20 protein-coding genes are annotated in these 23,243 nt (G+C 70.8%); 7 read left to right on the top strand and 13 right to left on the bottom strand.

Translation table 11 applies throughout. From position 1 onward, the window contains the following. Positions 1-218 precede the first annotated feature (218 nt). Entirely contained in the window at positions 219-656 is a 438-nt protein-coding gene (locus ACGFI1_RS24520) for a lamin tail domain-containing protein (protein ID WP_386873058.1), read from the bottom strand. A gap of 727 nt (positions 657-1,383) precedes the next feature. On the opposite strand from ACGFI1_RS24520, the gene ACGFI1_RS24515 reads away from it, so the two are divergent. After that, positions 1,384-2,172, top strand: coding sequence for a YhjD/YihY/BrkB family envelope integrity protein (locus ACGFI1_RS24515; protein WP_392788164.1), 789 nt, complete (start codon positions 1,384-1,386; stop codon positions 2,170-2,172). Positions 2,173-2,440: 268 nt separating this feature from the next. After that, positions 2,441-4,882 (top strand): glycoside hydrolase family 5 protein, encoded by a 2,442-nt coding sequence (locus ACGFI1_RS24510; RefSeq protein WP_392788161.1) that lies wholly within the window; start codon positions 2,441-2,443, stop codon positions 4,880-4,882. A gap of 117 nt (positions 4,883-4,999) precedes the next feature. On the opposite strand, the gene ACGFI1_RS24505 is transcribed toward ACGFI1_RS24510, so the two are convergent. The 3 genes from ACGFI1_RS24505 to ACGFI1_RS24495 all read right to left on the bottom strand — a co-directional run bounded on the left by ACGFI1_RS24505 (position 5,000) and on the right by ACGFI1_RS24495 (position 9,477). Continuing rightward, positions 5,000-6,277, bottom strand: coding sequence for an alpha/beta hydrolase (locus tag ACGFI1_RS24505; protein ID WP_392788158.1), 1,278 nt, complete (start codon positions 6,275-6,277; stop codon positions 5,000-5,002). A 151-nt stretch (positions 6,278-6,428) separates the two neighbouring features. Next, positions 6,429-7,082 carry a response regulator gene (locus tag ACGFI1_RS24500; RefSeq protein ID WP_392736412.1) on the bottom strand — a complete coding sequence of 218 codons (654 nt, stop codon included), beginning with the start codon at positions 7,080-7,082 and terminating at the stop codon, positions 6,429-6,431. 49 nt (positions 7,083-7,131) lie between these two features. Continuing rightward, positions 7,132-9,477 (bottom strand): DUF7134 domain-containing protein, encoded by a 2,346-nt coding sequence (locus ACGFI1_RS24495; RefSeq protein WP_392788155.1) that lies wholly within the window; start codon positions 9,475-9,477, stop codon positions 7,132-7,134. Positions 9,478-10,005: 528 nt separating this feature from the next. Here ACGFI1_RS24495 and ACGFI1_RS24490 point away from each other — a divergent pair. Then, the gene (locus tag ACGFI1_RS24490) at positions 10,006-10,611 is read left to right on the top strand and encodes a DUF6518 family protein (protein WP_386873071.1); all 606 of its coding nucleotides are present in this window, start codon (positions 10,006-10,008) and stop codon (positions 10,609-10,611) included. Between the two features lie 204 nt (positions 10,612-10,815). Here the strand turns inward: ACGFI1_RS24490 and ACGFI1_RS24485 are convergent, their stop codons facing one another. The 6 genes from ACGFI1_RS24485 to ACGFI1_RS24460 all read right to left on the bottom strand — a co-directional run bounded on the left by ACGFI1_RS24485 (position 10,816) and on the right by ACGFI1_RS24460 (position 17,648). Next, positions 10,816-11,304 carry a hypothetical protein gene (locus ACGFI1_RS24485; RefSeq protein ID WP_138632149.1) on the bottom strand — a complete coding sequence of 163 codons (489 nt, stop codon included), beginning with the start codon at positions 11,302-11,304 and terminating at the stop codon, positions 10,816-10,818. Beyond that, entirely contained in the window at positions 11,301-13,112 is a 1,812-nt protein-coding gene (locus ACGFI1_RS24480; RefSeq protein WP_392788153.1) for a glycoside hydrolase family 15 protein, read from the bottom strand. Before ACGFI1_RS24480 ends, ACGFI1_RS24485 begins: the two co-directional genes overlap by 4 nt. A gap of 405 nt (positions 13,113-13,517) precedes the next feature. Then, positions 13,518-14,375 carry a DMT family transporter gene (locus tag ACGFI1_RS24475; RefSeq protein ID WP_392788151.1) on the bottom strand — a complete coding sequence of 286 codons (858 nt, stop codon included), beginning with the start codon at positions 14,373-14,375 and terminating at the stop codon, positions 13,518-13,520. A 519-nt stretch (positions 14,376-14,894) separates the two neighbouring features. After that, a complete protein-coding gene (locus tag ACGFI1_RS24470; RefSeq protein ID WP_392788148.1) occupies positions 14,895-16,451 on the bottom strand; it encodes a serine/threonine-protein kinase in 1,557 nt (518 codons plus the stop codon). Positions 16,452-16,626: 175 nt separating this feature from the next. Further along, on the bottom strand, positions 16,627-17,394 hold the full coding sequence (locus tag ACGFI1_RS24465; protein WP_392788145.1) for a hypothetical protein: 768 nt from the start codon (positions 17,392-17,394) through the stop codon (positions 16,627-16,629). Between the two features lie 20 nt (positions 17,395-17,414). Then, complete coding sequence (locus ACGFI1_RS24460; protein ID WP_392788143.1) at positions 17,415-17,648, bottom strand: hypothetical protein; 234 nt, start codon at positions 17,646-17,648, stop codon at positions 17,415-17,417. Positions 17,649-17,856: 208 nt separating this feature from the next. On the opposite strand from ACGFI1_RS24460, the gene ACGFI1_RS24455 reads away from it, so the two are divergent. Both ACGFI1_RS24455 and ACGFI1_RS24450 read left to right on the top strand, forming a co-directional pair. Next, positions 17,857-18,204 carry a hypothetical protein gene (locus ACGFI1_RS24455; protein WP_392788141.1) on the top strand — a complete coding sequence of 116 codons (348 nt, stop codon included), beginning with the start codon at positions 17,857-17,859 and terminating at the stop codon, positions 18,202-18,204. Between the two features lie 53 nt (positions 18,205-18,257). After that, positions 18,258-18,863 (top strand): dihydrofolate reductase family protein, encoded by a 606-nt coding sequence (locus ACGFI1_RS24450; RefSeq protein WP_392788139.1) that lies wholly within the window; start codon positions 18,258-18,260, stop codon positions 18,861-18,863. 43 nt (positions 18,864-18,906) lie between these two features. On the opposite strand, the gene ACGFI1_RS24445 is transcribed toward ACGFI1_RS24450, so the two are convergent. Next, a complete protein-coding gene (locus ACGFI1_RS24445) occupies positions 18,907-19,065 on the bottom strand; it encodes an SDR family oxidoreductase (RefSeq protein WP_392788137.1) in 159 nt (52 codons plus the stop codon). Positions 19,066-19,132: 67 nt separating this feature from the next. Next, positions 19,133-19,702, bottom strand: coding sequence for a TetR/AcrR family transcriptional regulator (locus tag ACGFI1_RS24440; protein ID WP_392736390.1), 570 nt, complete (start codon positions 19,700-19,702; stop codon positions 19,133-19,135). Between the two features lie 104 nt (positions 19,703-19,806). Between ACGFI1_RS24440 and ACGFI1_RS24435 the strand changes: the two genes are divergently transcribed. Further along, positions 19,807-20,433, top strand: coding sequence for a dihydrofolate reductase family protein (locus ACGFI1_RS24435; protein WP_392788134.1), 627 nt, complete (start codon positions 19,807-19,809; stop codon positions 20,431-20,433). A 593-nt stretch (positions 20,434-21,026) separates the two neighbouring features. Next, on the top strand, positions 21,027-22,214 hold the full coding sequence (locus ACGFI1_RS24430) for a DUF4241 domain-containing protein (protein ID WP_392788132.1): 1,188 nt from the start codon (positions 21,027-21,029) through the stop codon (positions 22,212-22,214). Positions 22,215-22,216: 2 nt separating this feature from the next. On the opposite strand, the gene ACGFI1_RS24425 is transcribed toward ACGFI1_RS24430, so the two are convergent. Further along, positions 22,217-23,074: a diacylglycerol/lipid kinase family protein gene (locus ACGFI1_RS24425; protein ID WP_392788131.1), complete on the bottom strand. Its 858-nt coding sequence runs from the start codon at positions 23,072-23,074 to the stop codon at positions 22,217-22,219. Positions 23,075-23,243: the final 169 nt, after the last annotated feature.

Below are 23,243 nucleotides of genomic sequence, written 5' to 3'. Positions count from 1 at the left end.
CCGTTGGGCATGTGAGCCGCCTGCGCCGCGGGCCAGAGCATGCGTAGCGCCGAGACGGATGCTCTTGCGTGTCTTGCGGACGATGTCGCGGTGCCGGCCTCCCGACAGCTGGCGCGGCGGGTGGCCTCGTCGCCGCCAGGGGGCTCGACCTGGCGGCACTGTTGCAGTGAATGCCGAGGGGCCCGCGATATGCCACGGGCCCCTCATCCCCTTGCCGGTCAGCAGTACTTCGAGGACCCCTTGCTGGTCCAGGAGCACGAGTCGGCCCGCTTGCCGTTGGAGTACAGCAGGTAGGCGGTGTCACCGGTGTTGTTCCACACGTACGACTTGCGGCCCCAGTACCGGTGCGTGGCCGTGTTCGAGCCCTTCCCGGTGTGGACGTACACCGACTTGCGGCCCTTCAGCGTGAACGACCCGAAGGTGTAGGTGTAGCCGGTCCGGTCCCGGAGCTTCATGCCCTTCAGCTGCCGGGACGTCTTGGAGGTGTTGAACAGCTGCACCCATTCGGCGTTCAGCGACGTGTTCGACCGGGTGTCCTTGCCCGGCGAGTCGAAGTACACCCGGTAGATCTGCACCGCCGACGCCGCCTCCGCCGGCGCCGCCATGACCCCGAGTGCGGTGACCGCGGCCGCCGCCGTCGCGAGGACCTTCTTCATGTGCGCCTCCCCGTTGCTGGTTGAGGCACCAGTTGTAGCGACGATCCGCCGGTAATAGGCGGTGATGGTGGGATATGGCCGAGCTGGGACGATCCGCCAACCAGCCATCCCGCTCAGACGTCATGTCGACCGATCCCGCAGGTAGCGCATCGAGGACCCGTGCCCGTCCCGTCTCGTCCCATGCCACGGGGTCTTCGCCGACGGTCAAGTGCTGGCCCACGAGTATGAGTGCTCCGGCTTGCCTATCCGCGCTGAGCGCACACCTGTGGTCGCTCTCCCACCTCGGCAAGGCGTGGCCGATGGCGACACATTGAGTCGGTGGGGACTCGGCCGTCCTCGGGTCGCTGATCGAGGTCCCGCTCCTGCCGCGCACCCGGCACTTGGAGTGGGCCGTCCCCGATCCTGCCCGCCGACCGTTGGCCCTGCGCGAAAAGGCTCGCCTCGCCAGAAAGCGCGCGATCCATCCTTCTGCGGATGAGATTTCGGTGCCGCGCACGCCGGTGCGTAAGCTGGAGTACCGGAGGTGCCGTCTACCAGGGCAAATCCGCCTCCACGGGCAGAGTGCCGCTCCGCCGAAGCCGATCCGCCCGGCGGGAAGCCCGGTGAGCCGCCGCCGGTCGGACGACAGGCCGATTTCACGGACCGCCTTTTGTGTCACAGAGAGTCGAACGGGACAGCTCCCAACGGTCCCGGCGATCGCCGTACGGGGCACGTACGGAACGCCCTCGTGCGCCTGGGGCATACGGACGGCATCCAGCGCCTGGCGGAGATCAGGAAGAGTCCGCTGTGGTCCCGGTTGACAGCGGTCGACTTCTTCGGCCACTCCTTCCAGCTCGCCGCCCTGGCGATGCTGTGCTTCTTCCCGTTCCTCATCGTGATCACCACGGCGGTCGGCCAGGACACCGCGACCGTGATCGTCCGCTGGCTGGGGCTGAACGAGCATGCGGCGCGCGCCGTCGAGAACCTCTTCGAAGCCGCCCCGGCCGCAGGTTCGTTCACCGCGGTCGGCGCATGCCTGCTGGTACTCGGCGCGATGGCGGTCGCCGGGACGTTGCAGGGCTGGTACCAGCGGGTGTTCGACGTGCGGAGCCGCGGCGCGCGGGATGCGCTGGCGCAACTCCTCTGGCTCGCCGGGCTGCTCGGTTATGCGGTCGTCCAGAGCATGCTCGGACGGGTCTCCGGCGCGCTCGGGGGCCCGGTCCTCCAAGGGCTGACCGGGCTGGCGCTGGCGGCGCTGTTCTGGTGGTGGACGATGAGGACTTTGCTCGGAGGCGCCGCCGACCGGCGGTCTCTGTTCCCTTCCGCGCTGGCCACCGGGGTCTGCTGGGTCGGTCTGGGAGTGTTCTCGTCCCTCTTCTTCTCCGACGAGATCATCGCCAACGAGCAGACCTACGGATCGATCGGCGTCGTCATGGTCATCATGTCGTGGCTGGTCGCCGCCGGGGTCGTCGTCCACCTCGGATCCGTGGTCGGCCGGCTCTACAGCGAGCGGCGGGAGGGACGCCGCGATCGTTGAGCATCGCCAACCGCCTTCGCCGCGTGGCGCGGCCGGACCGTGCGTCGGGTCGGGTCGGGTCGGCTGCGGGGTGGGAGCCGCCTTGATCGCTTCGCGCCGAGCTGCTCTCGCTCGTTCGACAGCGCCGTCCGAGCAGCGGCATGAAGAACAGCAGACCGATGAAGCCGCGCCAGCGGCCCGTTTCCCAGGTACGCACATAGGTGATGTCGGTCGGCTGGTGAACGTGAAGGCATTTCATGTATTTTGCCTCTCACTCTAAGGAGGCTGCATGGGTGCACGGTGGTTTGTACCGGCGGTCATCGGGGCTGTCGTGGCGTTGCTCCTCGCCGGGGCGCTGATAGACCCGGTCGGGTTCTTCGCTCTGCTCGGGATGCCTGGACGGGTGATGCCCGCCACGCGGTGGCAGGCCGTTCCCCTGGTGATCTACGTTCCCCTCCTCCTGCTGGGCACCGCGTGGGTCGCGGTGTGCTTCGGCCATCTGCGGCGGCGGGCGCGGTTCGCGACGGTGTGGGCGGGGTTCGTGCTGGCCGCCGTATTCGCGAAGGCCGTCATGTCGCTGGCGGCGACCGCCCCCGAGCTGAATGTCGCCGACCTGCTGTGGGCGACGAGCTTCACCGTCCCGAAGGCGGCCCTGTACGCCCTGGTCCCCGCTGCGGTCACCCTCCCCGTGCGGACGGGGGAGCGTGCGGACGGCGACCCCGCCCACCGCGCGCACTGGCCGATCGCCGCCATCGCCGTCCTGCTGGTCGCGGCTACTGCGCCGTGGGCGGCGTCGCACTGGTCGCAGGACCTGCCGGACGGGCTGCCGTCCGTGTCCCCGCGGGGAGGAGCGGCCGGCCTCCTCGCCGGGCTGGCGGTGCTCTTCCTCGCGCTCGCCCGTACCCAGCGCACCTTCGCGCGCAGGTCCCGCACGGCCGCCGGGGCCTTCCTCGGCGGCTGGCTGGCCGCGATGTGGGCGGGCATCGTCCTCGGTGCCGTCCAGGCCGCCGGGCTCGTGATCATGGACGGTCCGGGGGCTCCCCTTCAGACGCCCGCCGCGCTGTGGGTCAGGCTCGGCGAGGGGGCGTCCCTCGGCATCGCCGTCGGCTGGGTGCCCGGGCTGCTCGCCCTTCTCGCCACCCGCGGCACGCTCGGCCGGCCGGTGCGGCGGGCCGTCCCCTCGACGGCGCTGCTCACCGTGATCGTCGTGGCCGTGGTGGCGGTGGCCGCGGCCTTCGCCGGGCCGGAGTCCGCGCCGGCCGCCCGCGTACCCGCGGCCGCCGAGCCCGTCGCTGCCGACCGGGGAACGGAACTGTCGCCGCTGCGGGTCGTCCGGGGGGCACGGCCCCGCATCGTCGACGCAGAAGGACGGCAGGTTCTCCTGCGAGGGGTGAACGTCAACCAACTGGTGGACTTCTACGCGCCGCGCCCCCACGTGCCGGCCACGGTGCCGCTCACCGAGGACGACTTCGCGCAGATGGCGGAGCTCGGCCTGAACGTGGTGCGGCTGGGGGTGTCCTGGTCACGGATCGAACCGGGCCCCGGCCGGTACGACGAGGGCTACCTGCGGCAGATCGACCAGGCCGTGGCCTGGGCGAAACGACATGGGCTGTACACGGTGCTCGACGTCCACCAGGACGGCTGGAGCAACGCGCCCACCCCGGACGGCGCGTCCTGCCCACTCGGCACGTCACCGATGGACGGCTACGACGGCGCGCCCGCATGGGCCACGAAGGGCGACGGAGCACCCCGCTGCCAGTTCACCGGACGCGACATCTCCCCCGAAGGGGACCGCGCGTTCACCAACTTCTACTACGACCGCGACGGCGTCCAGGACCGCCTGGTGAAGGTGTGGGGCATGCTCGCCGGGCGCTTCGGCACAGACCCCGCGGTCGCCGGGTTCGACCCGCTCAACGAGCCGGGCTTCGGCGAGCAGGCGCCGCTGACCTCGACGCTGCTGCTCGGCCGCTTCTACGACCGCGTCCTGCGGGAGGTTCGCGCCGCGGAGGCCCGCCCGCACATCCTGTTCGTCGAGCCGAGCATCTTCTGGTCCGGCACTGGGTTCGACGCGATCCCTCGCGGCTCCCATCGGACCGACCCCGACGTCGTCTTCGCGCCCCACCTGTACGGCGAGTCGATCACCATGGACGCCTCGCTCGGCCTCCCCGTGATGACGTCCGTCGAGCACGGCTTCGTGCTCGCCCGGCGGGCCGCCCGCGACCTGCCGGTCTGGAGCGGTGAGTGGGGATTCTGGGGCGAGGAGGGCTCGGTGGCCGAGAGGCTGCGCCGCTACGCCCGCCAGGAGGACGCCAATGCGATCGGCGGTGCGTTCTGGGTGTGGAAGCAGGCGTGCGGCGACCCGCAGAACGGCATCGCGGCGACCGGGAACGGCCTCAACAACGTCGACTGCGCGACGGGACGCCACCTGCCCCGCGACGCGGTGGCCGTCCAGGAACTCTCCCGCGCCTACCCGCGCGCGGCCCCCGGTGTCATCACTTCGCTGCGGTCGATTCCCGGCGGCGTCCCGGGGGAGAAGGCCGCGGGGCCGCGGGAGTTCACGCTCACCGGGAAGGCGTCCGCGAGCGGCTGCACCCTGGACGTCTGGGTACCGGGGGAGGCCCGTCCCGCTCCCCGGGGCACCGGCATCGACCGCATCGAAGTGCGGCGGACCGACGGCGGCTGGCGGGTCACCGGCTGCGCACGGGGCTCGTACCGACTGACGATCGGCTGAGGACGGGCCACCGCACCCTCGGAGATCGGGCTGGAGCCTGCCTGCCAGGAGTAGTCGGGCCGTGCCCCGGCATACGCCCACACCAACGAACGGTTAGTCCAACCGCCCTCACGCTGCCTAGTGAGGTGGGCTCGCCGAGGTGTAGGCGGGCAGTGGGAGACGGCGGTCGAGAAGGAAGGCGCGGAGGAGATCGGTGTACGTGGCCGGCCGGTCGCCGGCGATGGCGTGCCCGGCGCCTTTGACCATGACGAGTGTCGAGGCGGGAAGCGTCCGGCGGTAGTCGTAGGTCGCCGCCCATTTCACGTAGTCGCACTCGCCGCGCATGATCAGTGCCGGGATCCGGAGGCGCCGCAATGCGGGGCGGGGATCCGGCACCTGGCGGAAGTCCTGGCTGGTGATCTGGTTGACGTAGAAGCCCTGCCGGTTCCCATGGGGTGTCCTGTGCGGCGCGTCGGGGCAGGAGGAGGCGTCCTTCACCACGAGGCCCAGTTCGTGAAAGCGCTCGTCGGCCTCGCGATCGCCGAGCAGGGCGTGGGCGGCGTTGGGGTTGACGCTCAGCAGGAGGGCCGCGGCAAGCAGCCGCGGGGACGATGTCAATTCGTCGTAGCGTCTCTTCTGCGACGGGGTGAGCCGGGTCCAGGGGTCGGCGTCGCCGTCGGGCAGGGCGGGCGGCCACAGAGCACCCGGTGAGGTGAAGACCACTTTGGCGACGTGATCGGGATGAGCCGCGAGGTACTGGGCGGCAAGGGAGCCGCCCCAGGACTGCCCGACGATGATGATCTTGTCTGCGCCGATGGCGCCGCGGATCGCGTCCAGGTCGGCGACGTGGCGCGCCACCGTGTACCCGGTGACGTCCGACAGCCGCGTGGAACGGCCGGCGCCGACCTGGTCGTAGGCGTACACGTCGAAGCCGTCCGCGGCGAGCGCGTCGCCTGCCAGCGGTACCCCCTCACCGGGAGTGCCGGGGCCTCCGTGGAGGAACACCACCGGCGTCGGCCTGGGCCGGCCGGTGGCCGGCGTGTGGACGTAGGCGATCCGGGAACCGGTCGGCAGGGTCCAGAACCGGACGTCGGCGGGAGGCGCGGCGGTCGGGGGGACGGTCAGGGGCCGGAAGACGGTGATCGAGGCGGCCACGGCCACGGCGACCGCGAGACCGGTGCCCACGAGCAGCGCGGCTCGTCGCCTGCGGCGCACCCTGAGCAGGGCGAACGCCGGGAGGCCGAGCAGGGCACCGGCAGCGGCCACGGCCAGCAGTCCGGCGGCCGCGAGCACCGCGATGTCGGCGGTGAGGGCGGCGAGGCCGAGGAAAACGGCGGCACCCGCCAGTGGGGCCGCCACAACGGTGGCGGAGAGCAGGAGTCCGCCGGATAGCCGGCGCAGGAGGGTACGTGACATACAGGTCACGCTAGAAGCGCCGAACGCCCCGATCCCGGTACCTCAGACCCAGTTCCAGGAAGCTACATCCCGCCGTACGGCGGGGCGGCACCCCGCCGTACGGCGGGAGGGCGGCCTTGAGATGGCGGTCGGACGACGGCGCCGGCATGCGTCAGCGGATGCCGGGACGGATGAGGCCGCTCTCGTAGGCGAAGATCGTCGCCTGGACCCGGTCGCGGACGGCGAGTTTCCCCAGCACCGCCGCGACGTGGTCCTTCACCGTCGCCGGGCCGATGCCGAGTTCGGCGGCCACCTCCGCGTTGGACAGGCCGCGCGCCACCTGGCGGAGCACCTCCGTCTCACGGGGGGTCAGCGCCGCGAGCCGTTCGGCCTCGGCCGGGCCGGGGCCGTCGGCGAAGCGGCCGATCAGCCGCCCGGTCACCGCCGGATCGAGCAGCGCGTCGCCGCGCGCGGCCAACCGCACCGCGTCGATCACGCGCTCGGGGTCGGCGTCCTTCAGCAGGAAGCCCGCCGCGCCCGCGCGCAGCGCGGCGAACACATACTCATCGAGATCGAACGTCGTCAGGACGACCACGCGGGTCGAGGGGACGTCTGCGGTGATCCTCGCGGTGGCGGCGAGCCCGCCGGCGCCGGGCATGCGGACGTCCATGAGCACGACGTCGGGGCGGAGCGAGGCGGCGAGGGCCACGGCCGTGTCACTGTCGCCGGCTTGGCCGACCACGCTCATGTCGGGTTCCGCGCCGACCATGGCGGCGATTCCCGCGCGCACCACGGCCTGGTCGTCGGCGATCACCACGCGGATCATGAGGCCATCGCAACGACCACGGCCGGGCAGTTCGCACCGGTCGTCTCGATCAAGAGCGGAACACCTCCGGCAACCATCCTCGCGCCGTGCCGTCGCCGGCGATCGTCAGCGTACCGCCGCCCGCGTCCGTCAGCGTGCGCAGGCGCCGCTCCGCCGCGGCGCCTCCGGGTGCCCGCCCGGACACCAGGACGCCCCGGCCGGTGAACGCGACCGTGATCGCGTCTCCGCCGGAGAACAGCTCCCGCGCCACCTGGTACGTCGTGACCTCCAGGGCCGGCGGCAGCGGCCTGCGCTCGCCGACGAACCGGACGGCGGTACCGCGTCGGGCTGCCAGGGCGGCGATGCCGTCGACGGTGGGGGGCGGGTCGCCTCCGTCGTCCTGCGTCCGCAACTGCCGGAGCAGTTCCCGGAGCGCGGCCAGCCCCGCTTTGGCCTCGACGAGAACCCGGTCGAGGCGGCCGGCGGCGGCCTCGACGGCCACGTTCTGGGTGTGTCGGCGTGCGGTGCGGCGCAGCCCGTCGGCGATCCGCCGGCGCTCGGCCGCGACGGCCGCGGAGACCTCCCGGTCGAGCCGGGCGCGCTCGTCAGCGGCGATCGCGTTCCGCCGTCTCCGGCGCGTGTCGGTGTGCACACCGAGTGCCCAGGCCGCCAGGCATGGGATCGCGAGCGCCGCGGTGAGGGCCGCCCAGGCGGACGCACGGTTCCCGGTGATGCCGTCCCCGCTGGCGAGGACTGCGCCGCCCACGGCCCCGACGGCCAGAGGCGCCGGCCAGGTCCGTCCGCCCGGCGGGAAGGCGGCGACCGCGTAGATCAGTGCCAGCTCGACCCACCAGTACCACAGGAACCCGTCGCTGAGGGGCGGGCCCGGCCAGCCTGCCAGGTCGAGCCCCAGCCACACCAGGAGCGCCGCGAGAGCGATGGTCAGCGCGCCGCGGGGCGCCCGCCTGCGCCACCAGAGCGCAAACGCGTGCGCGGTGAACAGCACTGCCAGTGCGGTGCCGACAAACGGCGAGCCGAAAGGATCGGGATCATCTCCCGGTGGCAGCCCCGCCCCCAGGGACAGCGCGACTGCCAGCACGACCAGCACCGCATCGAGCGCGGCCGGGCCCCGCCAGCCGCCCGGGCCGGTCAGGAAGGCTGCGAGCGCGGCAGCACGCGACCGTCCGGGCCACCGCTGGGAAACCGCGAGCCCGTCGTGGCGACGGTCGTTGCGGTGCTGCCGGACAGTCCCGGGTGCGGGCGCGGCGCTGAGAGGGAACTCGGCGCGCACCTTCCATCCGGTGCCGTCGGGGCCCGCGGAGAACGAACCGCCGAGGGCCTGCGCGGCCGATCGCAGTCCGGCCAAGCCGTGCCCCGTTCCCAGGCCGGGCACCGAGGCGGGGCCGCCCCCGTCGGTGACCGTGACGGTGAGCATGGCAGCGGTTCCCTCGACGGTGACGCGGCGAGCGCCCGAGGCGTACCTGAGGGCGTTCGTCAGCGCCTCGCGCACCACCCGATGGGCCGCCGCGACGACGTCCGGCGGCGCGGCGTCGGCCGTGCGCAGGTACTCGACGGCCGTGTGCTCGGCGACCAGCGCATCGATGTCGTCGAAGGCCACGGTCCCGGCGGCTTCGATGAGGCGGTCGAGCTCCGCTACGGCCTGCCGTGCCGCGCTCGCGGCGTGGCGGGTCGCCTCCGCGGCCAGCTCCGGATCGGCGAGACGAGTTGCGGTGCCGGCCGACACCACGATGCCGGTGAGCCGGTGCGCCACCACGTCGTGCAGCTCGGCCGTCAGCCGCTCGCGCTCGGCCTCGGCGGCGAACCGCGGCACCGCGGAGGCGCCGGCACGGTAGACCGCGAGCGCCGAGCCGTCCGCCCGCCGGCGCCGCCGCGATCTCCCCAGGGCCCAGAGCATCGCTGCGCCGCCCGCCGCCAGCACCCCCGTTCCCACCGCGGTCCTGGGCGACGCACCCGCGACGGCGGCGGCCACGGCGGCCGTCACCGAGGTCGCGGCCGCCCCGGCCGCGGCAAGCCCGGCCGTGCGGTGTACGGCCAGTGAGTGCAGCACGATCACCAGCGCGAACGCCCACGCTACGGCGGCCGCGCCGGTGCTGACGGCCAGCAATGCCGCGGTCAGCGCGCCGCCGAGGGCCCGGACGGGCGCGATCCGGCGTGCGGCGACCGCTCCGGCGGCGAAGCACAAGCCGAGTGCCGCGACCACGGAATCCACGGCCCCGTCGGCGATGCCCGAAGAGCCGGGGTCAAGGATGCGTACGAGCGCCGAGGACACGTCGGGGACTGCCCACACCAGCGACTGCGCGACGACGACGGCCGCCGCCGGGAGCAGGTCGAGCCGGCCCGGCCGCGCCGGGTGAGCGACTTCGGCGACAGCAGACCTCCACCGCGGCCTCTTCACGAACCAGACCCTATTCCGCCTCCGCCGCCATACGGGCCATGGCCTGGAGCCTCACCGCGGTTACGGCCTCTACCCCTACGGCATCGGCGCACCGGTACGCAGTGCGGTGAAGACGGCGACGCCGCGGTCGCGGGCACCCGGCGTCCCGCTCGCATCGCGCGGATCGCCTCCACCTCCGTCCATGGCCGAAGTCCTGATGGGTGCGCGGTGTTGTGAGCCGGACGCAGTGAGGTCTCCGGTAGATGGGGCGGCCGTCGAAGTGGACTGAGCGGCAGCTCTTTTGACGTGTGAGCGGGGCCGGAATCGGGTGGCCGGCCTGCGGGCGTTGCAGGTGGATCCATCCGCCCGGAGTTGTACCCGACATCCCCCTTGATGCTGATGACCTGCGAGGACGGGTGGGGAAGGCTGGGCGCGGAATCACGACCCACATGGGCGCGAGCGAGGCTCTGACTCAGGAGGAGACCAGGCGTGTCGACCACCGGCCACCGCCTCCCGGCGCGGACACCAGAATCCGCTGGTCCACGGAGATTGCTCCTGTATCCCTGCGCTCTGGTCATCGGGCTGCTCGGCGGAGCGCTCACCTCGTTCGGGCAGGGGATCCTGGAGGGCGGTTGGCACATCCTGGTCAACTCGGCGTCGACCTGGGTCCTGGTGGCTTTCCTCATCGGCCTGTGGGTGCCCGGTCGGTGGAGATCGGCCGCGCTCGCGGGCCTGGTGACGGAGGTCGGGCTGGTGGTCGGTTACTACGCCACCTCTGAACTGCGCGGGTTCGCCGCGGGCATGAACGCGGTGGTCATCTGGATCACGGCGGGTCTGGCCGCCGGACCCGCCCATGGCGCGGCGGGAGCGCTGCTGCGCTCGGCGCGCGGGCTCGTGCGGACGGCGGTGGTCGGCATCACCGGCTCGATCTGGCTCTTCGAGGGGGCGTGGACGCTGTGGCTGGCGGCCGATGCCAACTCCAACAGCGGACCAGGAGAGATCGCCGGTTGGTCCTACATCGCGGTCGGGGTGGCACTGCCGCTGATCCTCGGCCGCTCCATGGGGGAGCGCCTCCGGGCGCTGCCGTTCACCGCCGCAGGTGCGGCGCTTGCCCTGACCGCCGTGCTCCTGGTCGAGGCGGCATTCAAGATCTGACCGCAGCGAGGCCTTTGATGGGGACGGGACGTTGTGAGACGAACCGTCACACCAGGGTTTTCTTGACGTTCGGCACCGTCCACTCCGTCCGCGATCAGGCTGCGATCCTGCCAGGCGCCAGCAGCCTCGGGCAGCAGGCTGGGAGACGACGGCGAAGATGGCCAGCGCCCCGCCAGGGGATCTCCGGCGAGGCGAAGAGCCGGGTCAGCCTGGGGGCCCGAGCGAGGTGAAGCCTCCGACGATGGCACCGAAGCCCACATGGGCGAGGACGGTGACCAGCGGCGTGCTCGGGCCGTAGTTGAACATGAGGAAGCCCGGAGGTTCCAGCAGGGCGACCTTGGGAGCGCTGGTCAGCGGGCTGCCCATCCGCGGGTGGACCAGCGGCAGCAGGATGTTCACCAGCGCCGTGCCGGCGAACGTGCCGTGCACCAGACCGAAGAGCGCCCCGAGCCACCAGCCGGCGTGGCCGATGGCGAGGAAGACGGCGTAGTAGACGAACGCGAACACCTCGCCGTTGGCGAAGTGCATGAGGTAGCCGATCGCCTTGGCGCGGGCCCGGTTCGCGGTCACGGCGGTGCCGAGCAGGAACGGCAGGTCCATTCGGGTCAGCTTGAACTCGCCGGCGGCCCGCAGCGCGGTGGTCAGGACCAGCGTCCCGGCGAAGCCGCCGGCGGCGGTCCCCCAGGCGTTCACGCTCCCGCCTCCCCGGCGGCCGAGCCGATGGCGCACGCGGCATTGATCAACGCCAGGTGGCTCAGTCCCTGGGGCAGGTTGCCCAGGAAGGCGCCGGTTTCCGGGTCGATCTCCTCGGCGTACAGGCCGACATCGTTGGCCAGCCCGACCAGGTCGTCCATCAACGCGACGGCCTGGTCGAGGCGCCCGGTCCGGGCGAGGCACTCGGCCAACCAGAAGGAGCACGCCAGGAACGCGCCTTCGGTGCCGGCCAGCCCGTCCTCGCCGGAGTACCGGTCGACGAACGGGCCGTGCCGCAACTCCCGCTGCACGGCGTCCACCGTGGCGCGCATGCGGGGATCATCGGGCCGCGCGTAGCCCTGCAGAAGGCCGAGCAGGACGGCGGCGTCCAGCTCCGAACTTCCGGCGGAACGCGTGTAGCTGCCGCGGTCGGGAGAGAAGCAGCGCGCCTCGACGAAGTCGCGTATCCGGGCGCGGCCGCGCCGCCAGCGATCCGAACCGCGGCCCGGGATCAGCCCGCGCTCGGACAGGTCGATGGCGCGGTCGAGCGCCACCCAGCACATCATCTTCGAATGCGTGAAGTGCAGGGGGGCGCTGCGGACCTCCCAGATGCCCGAATCCGTCCACCGCCAGGCGTCGCAGACGAAGTCGGCCAGCTCGGCCAGCCGGCGTGCGAGGTCGGCGTCCAGCCGTCCGGCGGCACCGGCGTAGACCCAGCCGCTCTGCAGCAGCTCACCGTAGGTGTCCAGCTGGACCTGGGCGCCCGCCGCGTTGCCGACCCGCGCCGGCCTGGAATCGCGGTACCCGCGCAGGGGCAGGGTGCGTTCCGGGGCGCGGCCACCGCCGTCCAGCCGGTAGAGGACCCGCAGCCGCGGATGCGTGAGCTGGGTGGCGTGCATGAGCCACCAGAAGTAGGCGTGCGCCTCGGCGGAGCAACCCAGCCGCAGCAGCGCGTGGAGGGTGAACACCGAGTCGCGGACCCAGGAGAAGCGGTAGTCCCAGTTGCGTTCGCCCCCGACATGTTCCGGCAGCGACGTCGTCGCCGCGGCGGCGATCGCCCCGGAGGGCGCGAAGATCAGCAATTTGAGCGCCAGTGCGCTGCGCAGCACGGCGTCCCGCCACCTGCCCTCGTACGCGCGTTCCCGCGACCAGCCCTGCCAGGCCGCGACGGTGTGCTCCATGCGCGCGTCGCATTCGGAACGGGTCGGCAGGACGAGCGGTTCCTGGTGCGCGAACGCCAGGGCCAGCAGGGCCCGCCGTCCGTGCCCGAGTTCGAGACGCCCGCTGATCGCCCCGCCGGCGCACTCCGGCTCGCCCGCGTCCCAGCTGCAGACCGCCAGCGCGTCCGCGCCGGACGCCACCACCGGCACACCGGCGCGCCACCTGACCCGTGGACGGCGGGCGCCGTAACCGAAACGCGGCTGCACGCTCCAGCGCAGCGGCACGGTACCGGCGACCCCGTCGAGGCGCCGCTGCAGCTCCCGCATCGGCCCCAGCGTCCCGCAGCCCTCCAGGGTCAGCGAGTCGGTGACCCGCACACTGCCGCGTCCAGTGGTGAAGGTGGTCTCCAGCACGTTCGTGCCCGGCAGGTACCGGCGCGCGACCGTGAAGGGCTCCGCCGGCTCCAGCAGGAAGCGGCCGCCTCGGGCGGGGTCCAGGATGGCGGCGAACACCGATGGGGAGTCCAGATCCGGCGTTCCCAGCCAGTCCACCGACCCGTCGGCGGCGACCAGCGCGGCGCTCCGCCCGTCCCCGATCACCGCGTAGTCGCGCAGCCGGACGTAGCCGTCCCTCCGGAGGGCCGTCATGCGTCCGGACCGCCCGAGCCGTCACCGGCGAGGCCGGCGGCTTCGACGCACACATGCTCCCACTCGGTCACGTTCCGTTACTTGCCCTGCCCTCCCCGTATGACTCCACCGGCGGGGAACTCCGGTCCCTCAAGGGGGAGGAGGCGTGGTGGGATAGCGGACTGCCCATCGAGGCGATCGCCGATCTGTGCGGGCAGTGCTCCCCGGCGGCCACAGGAGAGGTGTACCGGCACCGGCTACAGCCGTTGATTACCCTGGGTGGGTGCCGAGACGGTGATAGGTACGGGCGAACCGGCGTGGCTCGCATGGCGGTGACACCCAGGCCGCTTCCGAAGGCTTTCGCGGCGGTGCCACTGCGTGCATCAGGGGGCAGGGAGGCGCGCCGTCGGCCGATCCGGCAGGTGTTCACGCGCCCGCTGGCGGGCGTTGCGTGGTGCTGGTCCTCCAGATTCCGTAGGACATGACGATCGCTCCGCCGACGATGACGGCAAGGCGGGGCGGGGAGGTCCTGATCAGTTCGTGGAAGGCGCTGAGGCCAATGATGACCGAGACCAGCGGCTCGCCGAGCGTCATGGCCGTGAGCGGTGAGGCCAGGGAACTGTGCTGGAACGCGCTCTGGTTGAGTTGCATCCCGATGGCGCTGGTGGCGAGCAGCGCGTACATCTGCCAATGCAGCGGAAGACTGAGGGGGTGGGTGGTCAACAGGTCGGCACAGGTCTTGAGCAGTGCCGCACTGAAGCCGTACAGGGCCCCGGTGGCCAACCCCACGCAGGCCCCCGATAGTGGTCCCCTTCGTGTGCGGTGGGACAGGACGAGCAAGCCTGCCACGGCCAGGCCGACCACGCCGCCGCTGACGAACCAAGCGGTGCCGGTAGGGCGGCTGGTACCGGCGCTCGGGTCGGCGGCCACCAGGAAGGCGGCCAGCCCCGCGGTCGCGAGCGCGACTCCGGTCAGGTCCCGCCTGCGGGGACGTCGGCGGTCGAGCGCTGCCTCCATCGGCACCGACAGCAGGAGCCCGCTGATCATGACGGGCTGGACCAGGACAAGGGTGCCGATGTGCAGGGCCGTGATGTGCAGGCCCAGCCCGATCAAGTCGATGAACTGGCCGCCGACCCAGAGGCGATGATGCAACAGCCGCCACAGTAACCGCACGTCCAGCAACCGGTGGACGACCTCGTGGTACGCGGCGTGATGCTGGAGCGTCGCTGCGAGCGCGAAGAACACCGCTGCGGCCAGGGCGGCCGCGATCGCCGGCAGATTCATCGAACACCGCTGCCATCGATGCCACGAGGGCCGCGCGGCATTCGAGCCGGGCGGTGCCGCACCGGCACGGCTCCGCGGCCGCGATGGTCATCCGGGCGGAACAGCCCACACCCCGCTCACCGCGTCCCGCCCCGGACGTGCTGCGTCGTGGCGGTGATCTTCCACGGTATCGCTCGGGTTCCGCAGATCGCCCGCAGCCGAGTCCGTTGTGAACATCGGAGAACTCACGGAAGCTACCTCCCCCAAGGCCCTCCAGCGCTCCCTCAACGATCAGTCAGATGTTGGGAAACCGGTCACGCCGGGGGAGAGTGGCGTTGGCCGTGGAAGTGTGCGGCGAGCACGGCCAACGCGAGGAGGAGCAGGGCACCCTCCACGGCGAGGGGTGCCAGGCCGACCGGTTCAGTCCAGTTGCCGATATCCGAGTTCAGCAGTCCTAGCCCTGGAAGACCGCTGAGAAGTCGTGCGCGGGCGGTCCGGGCGTGGGTCGGGCGGTCCGGGCGGTCGTTCCCGGTCCGCGGGTCAGGTGGCGTTGGTCCGGGTGAGTCCGAGGCCGACCGTCTCCTTCTTGATTTTCGCCGCTATCTCGACGGCCAATTCTCGTGCTGTGGTCCGTACCTTGTTCTCGTCCATGTCTCCGAGGTCACTGCGATCCTCCACGTAGGAGACCACCGTGACGAGATTGTTGATACGGAATGCGAATGTATGACTGCCCGTTATTTCGTAGTCTGTAGTTGAGTCCCCGTCGTCCGCGTACGGACTGTGGTCCAGGGAATAATAGGCGCCAGGCCCCAGGCGCGGCTCACCGATGGCATCGCCGTGAATGTTCTGTTTCTGTAGGTAGGTTGCGGCTACGTCCGGCCCGGAGAGCCACTGCCACGGCTTGGGGGAGTGCAGGGACATGCTGACTCTGAGGTCCCAGATGAGCTTGTACTCGTATTCCTTGTGACTTCCGTCGTCCACGACGCCCGTTTTCTTCTGCTCCTTGTACCAATGGCAGTCGATGCCGCCCTCATCCTGAGTGGCCGCGTTGGAGAAGACGGCGGGGCGCAACTCGCCGCAGGCGGGCTCTGCGCGGAAGTCGCCGCCGTCCTGCAGAGGGCCGCCTGGGTTGAGGCAGAACGCGCCAAGAGCTAACGCCAGCACCAAGAGGAGCGTCGCGGCGAGCCACCGCAGCGGGCCCGAGCGCCTGCTCCGTGAATCGGAGGTGGGGAGCCGCACCGTGGGCTTCACAACCGGCCCGGCCGGGGGTGCGCCGGATTGCCGCCCGGCGGCCACGGGTGCGGGCGCCGGGCGACGGTCGACGGCGCGAAGCCGTGCGGCGACGCACTGGGCGCTTTCGGGCCGGTCGTCCGGGTCTTTGGCCAGCAGTTCGGCGATCAGATCGTTCAAGGCCGGGGGGACGTGCGGGTGCGTGTCGCGGACCGCCGGGGCCGGAGTGAACAGGACGTCATGAAGGAGCCGACGGACGGTGTCGGCGGTGAACGGCCGTTTACCGGTGAGGAGTTCGTAGGCCAGGGCGCCCAGTGCGTACAGGTCGGTGCGGTGGTCGACGCCCTCGTTGCGGTCGAACTGCTCGGGCGCCATGAACGCGGGGGTGCCGATCAGGGCGCTGCCGGTCAGGTCGGTGGTCTGCTCGGTGTAACGGGCGATGCCGAAGTCCAGGAGCTTGACGCGGTCGTCCTTGAGCAGCATCACGTTGGCGGGTTTGATGTCGCGATGGACGATGCCCTTGGCGTGGGCCTCGGCCAGCGCGTCGGCGATCTGCGCCAGCAGCGTGACCGCCCGCACGGCCGGCAGACCGTGGGAATGGCGCCGGATCACCTCGGCCAGGTCGGTGCCGTCCAGCAGTTCCATCACCAGATACAGCACATCGCTGTCGATGCCGGTGTCGAACACCACGGCTATACCGGGATGCTGCAGGCCGCCGGCGATCTCGGCCTCGCGGCGGAAACGCGCCACGGCCTGGCCGGGCATCCCGTCCAGCGACAAGATCTTGACCGCCACGGTGCGTTTCAGGCGCAGATCGGCTGCTCTCCAGACCTCGCCCATACCGCCACGGCCCAGCGGCGTCTCCAAGCGATAGCGCCCTGCCAAGGTCCGCCCTTGCATCCCCGCTCCCATCCCGCCCGCACGCCTGAATGATCTCCAACGCATGCACCCCGGGTCCAGGGGAGGACGGACCGATTCGCCATTGCGGGCGCGCGGTCGGCGTGCCCCCGCTACCCACTGCCGACGTTCCGCGCTGGCCCGGCTACCTCATGATGGCCGCGTCGATCTGCGTGGAGTACTCCTTCAGAACCTGGTCGCCGTTGTAGAGCTTGACGGTCACAGAAACCATTTCCCCACCGGGCGTGGGACCGTTCGCACCACCGCCGCTTCTCCTGAGGACGAAGAAGCGATCGGTCACTGGGGCCTGCACTGTGTTGCCGTCCGGGCCCGTGAAGGTGATGCGCGTGCCACCCGGCCTGACCCGTCCGGCCACATGCAGTTCCCAGCCCTTTCTGGAGGCGGGGTCGTCGAAGCGCAGATCACCGCTGCCTGTGTCGTCGTAGATCACGTGGTCAGGGACGATCGTCAAAGGAACGCCCCAGACACGGGCGGCCTGATTGGGAGCCCGGTCATTCGACGTCGGCTTGCCGGACCGATCGAGCATGCACAGCCGGTACGCCGTCCCACTGCCGAGCAAGATCGTCCGCCCACGGGCGTCGCGAACGGACTCGGCCAGGACCCGGAAGTCGGACACGGCCGTCCCCGGCCCGGTCAGCCGCTGAGGGTTCACCGGATCGCCCTCGACCGGCGCCATGACGAGAGGATCGCCGACCATGCAGGCGCGGACCAGGGCGAGCTGTGCAGGGCTGTTGCCGGGCAACACCAGCGCGCCCGCCCGGCGTTCGGCCACTGCCTCCGTCGGCCCGGACGAATCAGTTGAAACCAGCAACAGTGCCGTCATGGCCCCGGCTGCGGCCAGGGTGCCCGCCCCGATCAGGACCGTCCGGCCAAACCACCCGATGTCTCCCACCGCCGCCCTTCTTCTCGCGGTCACAGGGCAGGATCCTCCCGCCCACCGACCGCCGCCACAACCCCGAACGGGCATCGGTGTCGCAGTCCTGCGAAGCAGGCAACGGCCACCCGGGCATCGCGCACCGATTGGCCGGGCGCGGTGGGTGCCGGCAGCCGGCGTGCGACGTCGAGCAGGTCGACATCGTCCTCAACGACAAAACCCCACGCGATCACGAGTTGGGCCATCGCAGCGGCGCCCACGCCGATTGCCATGGCTCGTCCGTGGTGACGCCTGCGGTGGCGTATCGCCGCCCGGGATGCCGCTGCGGCGGCCGCGCAGCATGGTGAGTGAGATGGGCGCGCTGATCGCGGTGATGAGGGCACGGGTCCCTCTCGACCCGGCCCCTCACCACGGTCCACCGATGCCTGCGGGATGAGGGCAAGTTCCGGGTGTTGATCTCGACGTTTCGCCGGTGGGTGCATGAGCAACCTGCCCGCCGAGGCTGCCCGGTCCAAGCTCACGGTGCTGAGCGACGACGTCGAGCCGGGCTCGGGGGCCGAGAGCGACTACGGCTTCCCGAGGCAGTGGTTCCACCCCACGGCTAGCAAACGGCACCGGATCTGGGCGTTCGTGATGGTGCTGCCCGACTCGCGGCATAGGTTCGTCCGGCCCGTGGTGCGCATGGTTCAGCACGCGTGGACCTTCGCGCGCGTGGGGGCCTTCCGCTACTTCGGTGGCGGTCCGGGCCGTCCGAAGCGGTGCTGCTCCGCCGACCTGATCGGCGGCAGCGGCATGGGTTTTCTCGTTACTCCACATCGCGGCCGATGAGTTTGTGGCTCCCGGCCGGTCCAAGCTCGTGACACCTAGGAAAGGACACCGCCATGTCGGAGCTTCTCGTCGACTTCATCACCTCCCTCGACGGCTACGCGTCGGGAGAGGGATGGCCCGGGTTCTGGGGCCTCGAGGGCCCGGAGTACCTCGCATGGCTCGGTGAGCAGCCCGAGGCCACCTACCTGATGGGAGCGAACACCTACCGCCTGATGTCGGGCTTCGCCGAAGGTGAGGTCCCCAGCGGCCAAGACGAGTTCAGGCCCGAGGAAGAGGCGTCCGTCGACGAGCTCACGCAAGCTTCCAAGGTGGTGTTCTCCTCCTCGCTCGAGGAACCGCTGACGTGGGCCAACTCCACGCTCGTCCGCGACGACGCCGTCGAGGCGGTCCGCGCCATGAAGTCGAGCGGCTCGGGGCTCCTCAGCACGATCGGCAGCCTCAGCCTGTGCCGGTCCCTGCTACGAGCCGGACTCGTCGACCGCTTCCGGGTCGTGATGTTCCCGGTGATCACCGGGGCCACGGGCGAAGAACGCATCTACGACGGCTATCCGGACCTCGCCCTGGAGATGATCGAGCACCGCACCTTCGACGGCCGCATCCAGCTGGTCGAGTACAAGCCCCGCGTGCTCGAGCATCCGCCGCTCGGCGTCCCTGGGTGACGTCGCCCCGTCCGCCGGTCTGGACGGCCGCCAGGCCCGCGCTTCATCCGCCGTCGAGGGGGAGCGCGACGCCGGTGACGTAGCCGGCGCAGGGGCTGCACAGCCACAGTACGGCCTGGGTGATCTCCTCAGCGGTGCCGAGCCGGTCGATGGCCTGGCCTGCTTCGGCTTGGCCGCGATCGGGTTCTCCGCCTGCGATCATGGCGTCGGCCCAAACGTAAAGTGCCGTGTGCCAGCCGCCCGGGAGGACGTCCGCCAGCGGACGGTGGTCAGGGGAGGAGGCGGTTCACCATTTGCTCGATGAGGTCGTCGGTCGAGTAGGGCTCCAGGAGGGCGGGGGCGGTCAGGTCGTCCGCGATCAGTCCGGACATGGCGAAGTAGAGCAGGGCGACGCCGGTGCGGTCGCCCGGCAGGCCCGCGTTCACGTGGTAGTCGATGACCTCCCGGTGCTCTTCAGTGAGGAACCCGCTGAGCTCGGCGTTCAGGCCGGCGCGGCGGGTGGCCTCCAGGCGCAGTTCCAGCATGGCGAGGTTGCCGGCGCGGTCGTCGCGCATTCGGGTCAGCAACTGGCGCATCAGCTCGGCGACCAACTCATGCGACGGCGCTTGCTTCATGGTTTCGGCGAGCGCCTCGGGATCGGGGGTGAGGCGCTCGCGGGTGCGGCGCATCACCTGGGCGAGCAGCTCGTCCCGGTTGGCGAAGTAGTTGGAGGCGGTGCCGGTGGGCACGCCCGCCTGCTTGTCGATCGCGCGCAGCGTCAGACCGCGGGAGCCTTCCCGGGCCAGGACGTCGATGGCGGCGTCGAGGAGCGCGGTGCGCCGGGTCGGGTTCTGCCGCATGGAGGCCTCCACGAAGGACGATTGACACCACTGCAAGTGCAGTACTAAGGTTCAAAGCACTTCAAGCACAGTACTACGACTGCAGTGATCGGAAGGGCGTCTCCATGCGAAAGCTCGTCTACTACATCGCCACCACCCTCGACGGCTTCATCGCCGGACCGGACGGCGCCGACCCCACCGGTCCGGACGGTTTCTGGCCCATCCCCGCCGACTACATCGAGCACCTCGTGGCAAACTACCCCGAGACTCTCCCTGGACCGGCGCGGGCGGCGCTCTCGGTCACCGCCGAGGGCACCTGCTTCGACACCATCCTGGAAGGACGCCGCAGCTACGAGATCGGGTTGAAGGCCGGGATCGCCGACGCGTATCCGCACCTGCGGCACCTGGTCTTCTCCCGGACCCTCGCCGAGAGCCCCGACCCCGCCGTCGAGATCGTCGCCACCGACCCCGCAGAGAAGGTCCGGGAGCTCAAGCGTCAGGACGGCAAGGACATCTGGCTGGTCGGCGGTGGCGAACTCGCCGGCGCCCTATACGGCGAGATCGACCGGCTCATTCTCAAGGTGGGCCCGCTGACCATCGGCACTGGCATCCCGCTCTTCTCGCGCACGGCCGCCTTCGATCCGCGCAACTGGGAACTGACCGACCACACCGTGCTCGGCAGCGGCGCCGCGTTCCTCACCTACGACCGACCCGCCGAGCCCGGCGAAACTGCCTCCGCCACCGGCAGGTGAGGCCACCTCCCCGACATCCGTCGGGGCCGCCCTAGGCCGGGCGGCGGCGTGGATCAACGTGACCAGTTAGCGAAGCCGGTGGGGGATTAGCGCGGTCGGCGGCCTTTGGTCGGGCCACCGGTGGCGGTGTGAGTGGGCTTGAGACTGACCTTGCGTCGATGCGTTGATCCGACGGACTAGCCCCGCTGCTCCTCCGGCAGTGAGCACCCAAAGTTGGAGATGGCCGAATGCGCCGCGTGCTGACCGGCCAGGGCCGGCGCGTCGGCCCCGACATCGCCGCCGCCCCCGCCCCGGACTCGTCCGATCCTGGAAGTGTGTGGATCTCCGTCTGAGCAGCTCAAGCCTGGAAGTGTGCTGGCAGGGGACGCGCTGGCCGACGGCCTGGGCGCCGAATCCATTCGAGCCGGGATGTCGGCCAGGGGCGCTAGTGTTCCGCCAGGTTTTCTTGCTTGGCGCGAGTGAGCGTGGCGCGGATGCCCCGGGGGGGCGCGGAACCGGCACCCCGGTCCGCCCCAACCCGACAGACCGCATCACCATCGGTGGGCGCACAGTGCGGTTCGGGGCAGTTGCTGCGATGAGGGAGATGTGGGTCTGTGATTCTGGACAGTCTTGATGTGTCGTATGGCGAGATGTGGGGTTCCGGGCATGCCATGAGTCACCCTGATCCGATGTCGCGTGCGGTTGCTGCGCGTAGACATGCTGCTGAGGAGGACTATGCGGTCTTGCTGGCCGCGCGGGAGCGACCGCTGGCGCTGCTCGAATACTGGCCGAACCGAATGTGGCGTGTGTATCTGTTCGACGACAGGTCCTATCGCACGCAGATGATCGACCTCAAGTGCGACCGCGGCAAGAATGTGTTGTGGGCCCACCGGAACACTCGCTGGCAATTCTCCAGCGAGCGGCAGTACTTGTCCGGTGAGTGGGATGTCCAGGAAACCACGACCGTATCGGCCAACGGCGAGGTTGAGATCAGGTCCGAGTTCAGCAGGTCGGAACAGGCCTCGGTCGCCGAGCCGGAAAACGTCGCGGTGCGCCGATTCTCGGCTCCCATCCAAGACTTCCTCTTCCCCGCACCGGAGTTCGGCGACTGGCAGGTCTTCGTCCGGCTCCTCACCCAGCAGGGCCACGAGCCCGCCACGACGGTGGCCCTGAACGAGGTCTCGATGGAGGATGAGCAGGGACCGCTGCGCGCGACCGGAATCGAGCAGCTGTTCACTCCGGGCACACGCGACACTCCGGATGGTCCGGCCGTTGTCGAGCTCACCGATGCTGGACTGCTGCGGGTCCCGTCCGGGCAGCTGATCGTCTCGGACCCTGGCTTGATCGACGAAACGTCGCGGCGCATCACTGTGCCACCGGGCGAGTTCCCGGTCACGGTGTCGCTGATGCGCACGACGAACGAGGTGCGTGTCGCCGCGGCCAAAGTGACCCTTCTGGACACCCCGCCCAGCGAGTGGGAAATGGCCATCCGGCCCGAAGAGGACCTGGGACTGCTCGGCGAGGGTCAGTTTTACGGGGTCGGTGTGGATACCGGCACAGCCGCCTTCCTCGATGCGACTCGGACGGTAAGCAGAGAGAAGCTCGAGGACGACCTGATCGTCCTCCTCGACAGCCGTTTCACGGTGGAGTTGACCGGCCCGGAGTCCGAGCCGAACCTTATCGCCTTCCGCGCCGGCTGGGGCGACGGATACTACCCTGTCTGGATTGGCTGCACCGAAGACGGGCAAACGAGTTGTGTCGTCATCGACTTTCGACTCTATCCCGCCGCCGAGGGTGAGTAAATTTAAATAGCCGTCGGGCGGGAAGGTCGTTGTCTCCGCACTGCGGACTGCCGTCGGTCAGGCGCTGGAGGCGGTCCGTGTTGTGCGGGTGAAGGCCAGGCGGGTGAGGCTCCGCCAGTCCAGTGGGCGTCTGGGGGTGGCGTGCCGCGGTGGTCGCGCGGCACCCGGACGCGGAGCCCGCCCGGTTGGATGCCACAGATGACGGGTGTCGGCAGGGTGAGCGCTTCGCCGTCGACACCGACCGGTATCTCGCCGATCTCGGAGTCGATGACGACTTCGCTCGCCGTCAGCATGGAAAGGCCGCGGCCGCGTCGGCCGCGGAGTAGGCCGGCGGCCTGTGCCGCGCTGTCCACGGTGACGGCCAGGACGCCGAGGACGCCCGCGTCCAGCCGCTCGCGTCGTCCGAATCCCGTAGGGTCGCCGCCCTGGTAGGGGTTGTTGCTGACGAGGACGGCCTGCGGAGCCTCGATGAGCACGTTGTCGGCGCGGACGCTCAGGCGGGGACCCTGGTGGTGGGTCAGCAGTTCGGGGAGTAGTTGGAGGCTGGTGCGGACCTTGCCGTCGCGGTACGCCGGGCTCTGCACGATCGCCGCGTAGGCGCCGAAGGAGGCGTTGTTCACGAAGGCGCGGTCCGCGATGCGGCCGAGGTGTAGGGCGAAGTGGTTGCGGGTTCCGGCTAGGACGACCATGAACGGCACATCGTGCCGGGCGGCGACGGCGGCGACGAGTGCCTGCGTGCCGTCCCCTCCGGCGACGCCGAGGAGGTGGGCGCCGACGGCCAGGGCGTCGGTGGCGAGTGCGGCGACATCCGTGGGGTGCGCGGGGTCGAGCAGGACGACGTCGGTGCCCACGAGCCCCATGTCATCGTGCTGCCCGTCGTGGGGGGGGGGGGGGGGGGGGGGGGGGGGGGGCGGGGGGGCCGGGCGGGGGGGGGGGGCCCCCCCCCCCGCCCGAAAGGAGAAGAAACCACAAATAAAAGAAGCGGGCGGGGCGGCGGAGGGTGGCAAGGATAGCCGAGGCGCGGTCGGA

Source organism: Actinomadura geliboluensis, assembly GCF_043197915.1.
GTDB lineage: Bacteria > Actinomycetota > Actinomycetes > Streptosporangiales > Streptosporangiaceae > Spirillospora > Spirillospora geliboluensis.
The sequence above is the reverse complement of the archived record's forward strand: the minus strand, read 5'-3'. Positions and strand labels throughout refer to the sequence as shown.

Excerpts from the sequence above, each read along its gene's own strand:
- ACGFI1_RS24520 (WP_386873058.1), bottom strand. The coding sequence starts at position 656 with ATGAAGAAGGTCCTCGCGACGGCGGCGGCCGCGGTCACCGCACTCGGG.
- ACGFI1_RS24510 (WP_392788161.1), top strand. The coding sequence starts at position 2,441 with ATGGGTGCACGGTGGTTTGTACCGGCGGTCATCGGGGCTGTCGTGGCG.
- ACGFI1_RS24505 (WP_392788158.1), bottom strand. The coding sequence starts at position 6,277 with ATGTCACGTACCCTCCTGCGCCGGCTATCCGGCGGACTCCTGCTCTCC.
- ACGFI1_RS24500 (WP_392736412.1), bottom strand. The coding sequence starts at position 7,082 with ATGATCCGCGTGGTGATCGCCGACGACCAGGCCGTGGTGCGCGCGGGA.
- ACGFI1_RS24480 (WP_392788153.1), bottom strand. The coding sequence starts at position 13,112 with ATGACGGCCCTCCGGAGGGACGGCTACGTCCGGCTGCGCGACTACGCG.
- ACGFI1_RS24475 (WP_392788151.1), bottom strand. The coding sequence starts at position 14,375 with ATGAATCTGCCGGCGATCGCGGCCGCCCTGGCCGCAGCGGTGTTCTTC.
- ACGFI1_RS24460 (WP_392788143.1), bottom strand. The coding sequence starts at position 17,648 with ATGGCAATCGGCGTGGGCGCCGCTGCGATGGCCCAACTCGTGATCGCG.
- ACGFI1_RS24455 (WP_392788141.1), top strand. The coding sequence starts at position 17,857 with ATGAGCAACCTGCCCGCCGAGGCTGCCCGGTCCAAGCTCACGGTGCTG.
- ACGFI1_RS24450 (WP_392788139.1), top strand. The coding sequence starts at position 18,258 with ATGTCGGAGCTTCTCGTCGACTTCATCACCTCCCTCGACGGCTACGCG.
- ACGFI1_RS24445 (WP_392788137.1), bottom strand. The coding sequence starts at position 19,065 with ATGATCGCAGGCGGAGAACCCGATCGCGGCCAAGCCGAAGCAGGCCAG.
- ACGFI1_RS24440 (WP_392736390.1), bottom strand. The coding sequence starts at position 19,702 with ATGCGGCAGAACCCGACCCGGCGCACCGCGCTCCTCGACGCCGCCATC.
- ACGFI1_RS24435 (WP_392788134.1), top strand. The coding sequence starts at position 19,807 with ATGCGAAAGCTCGTCTACTACATCGCCACCACCCTCGACGGCTTCATC.
- ACGFI1_RS24425 (WP_392788131.1), bottom strand. The coding sequence starts at position 23,074 with ATGGGGCTCGTGGGCACCGACGTCGTCCTGCTCGACCCCGCGCACCCC.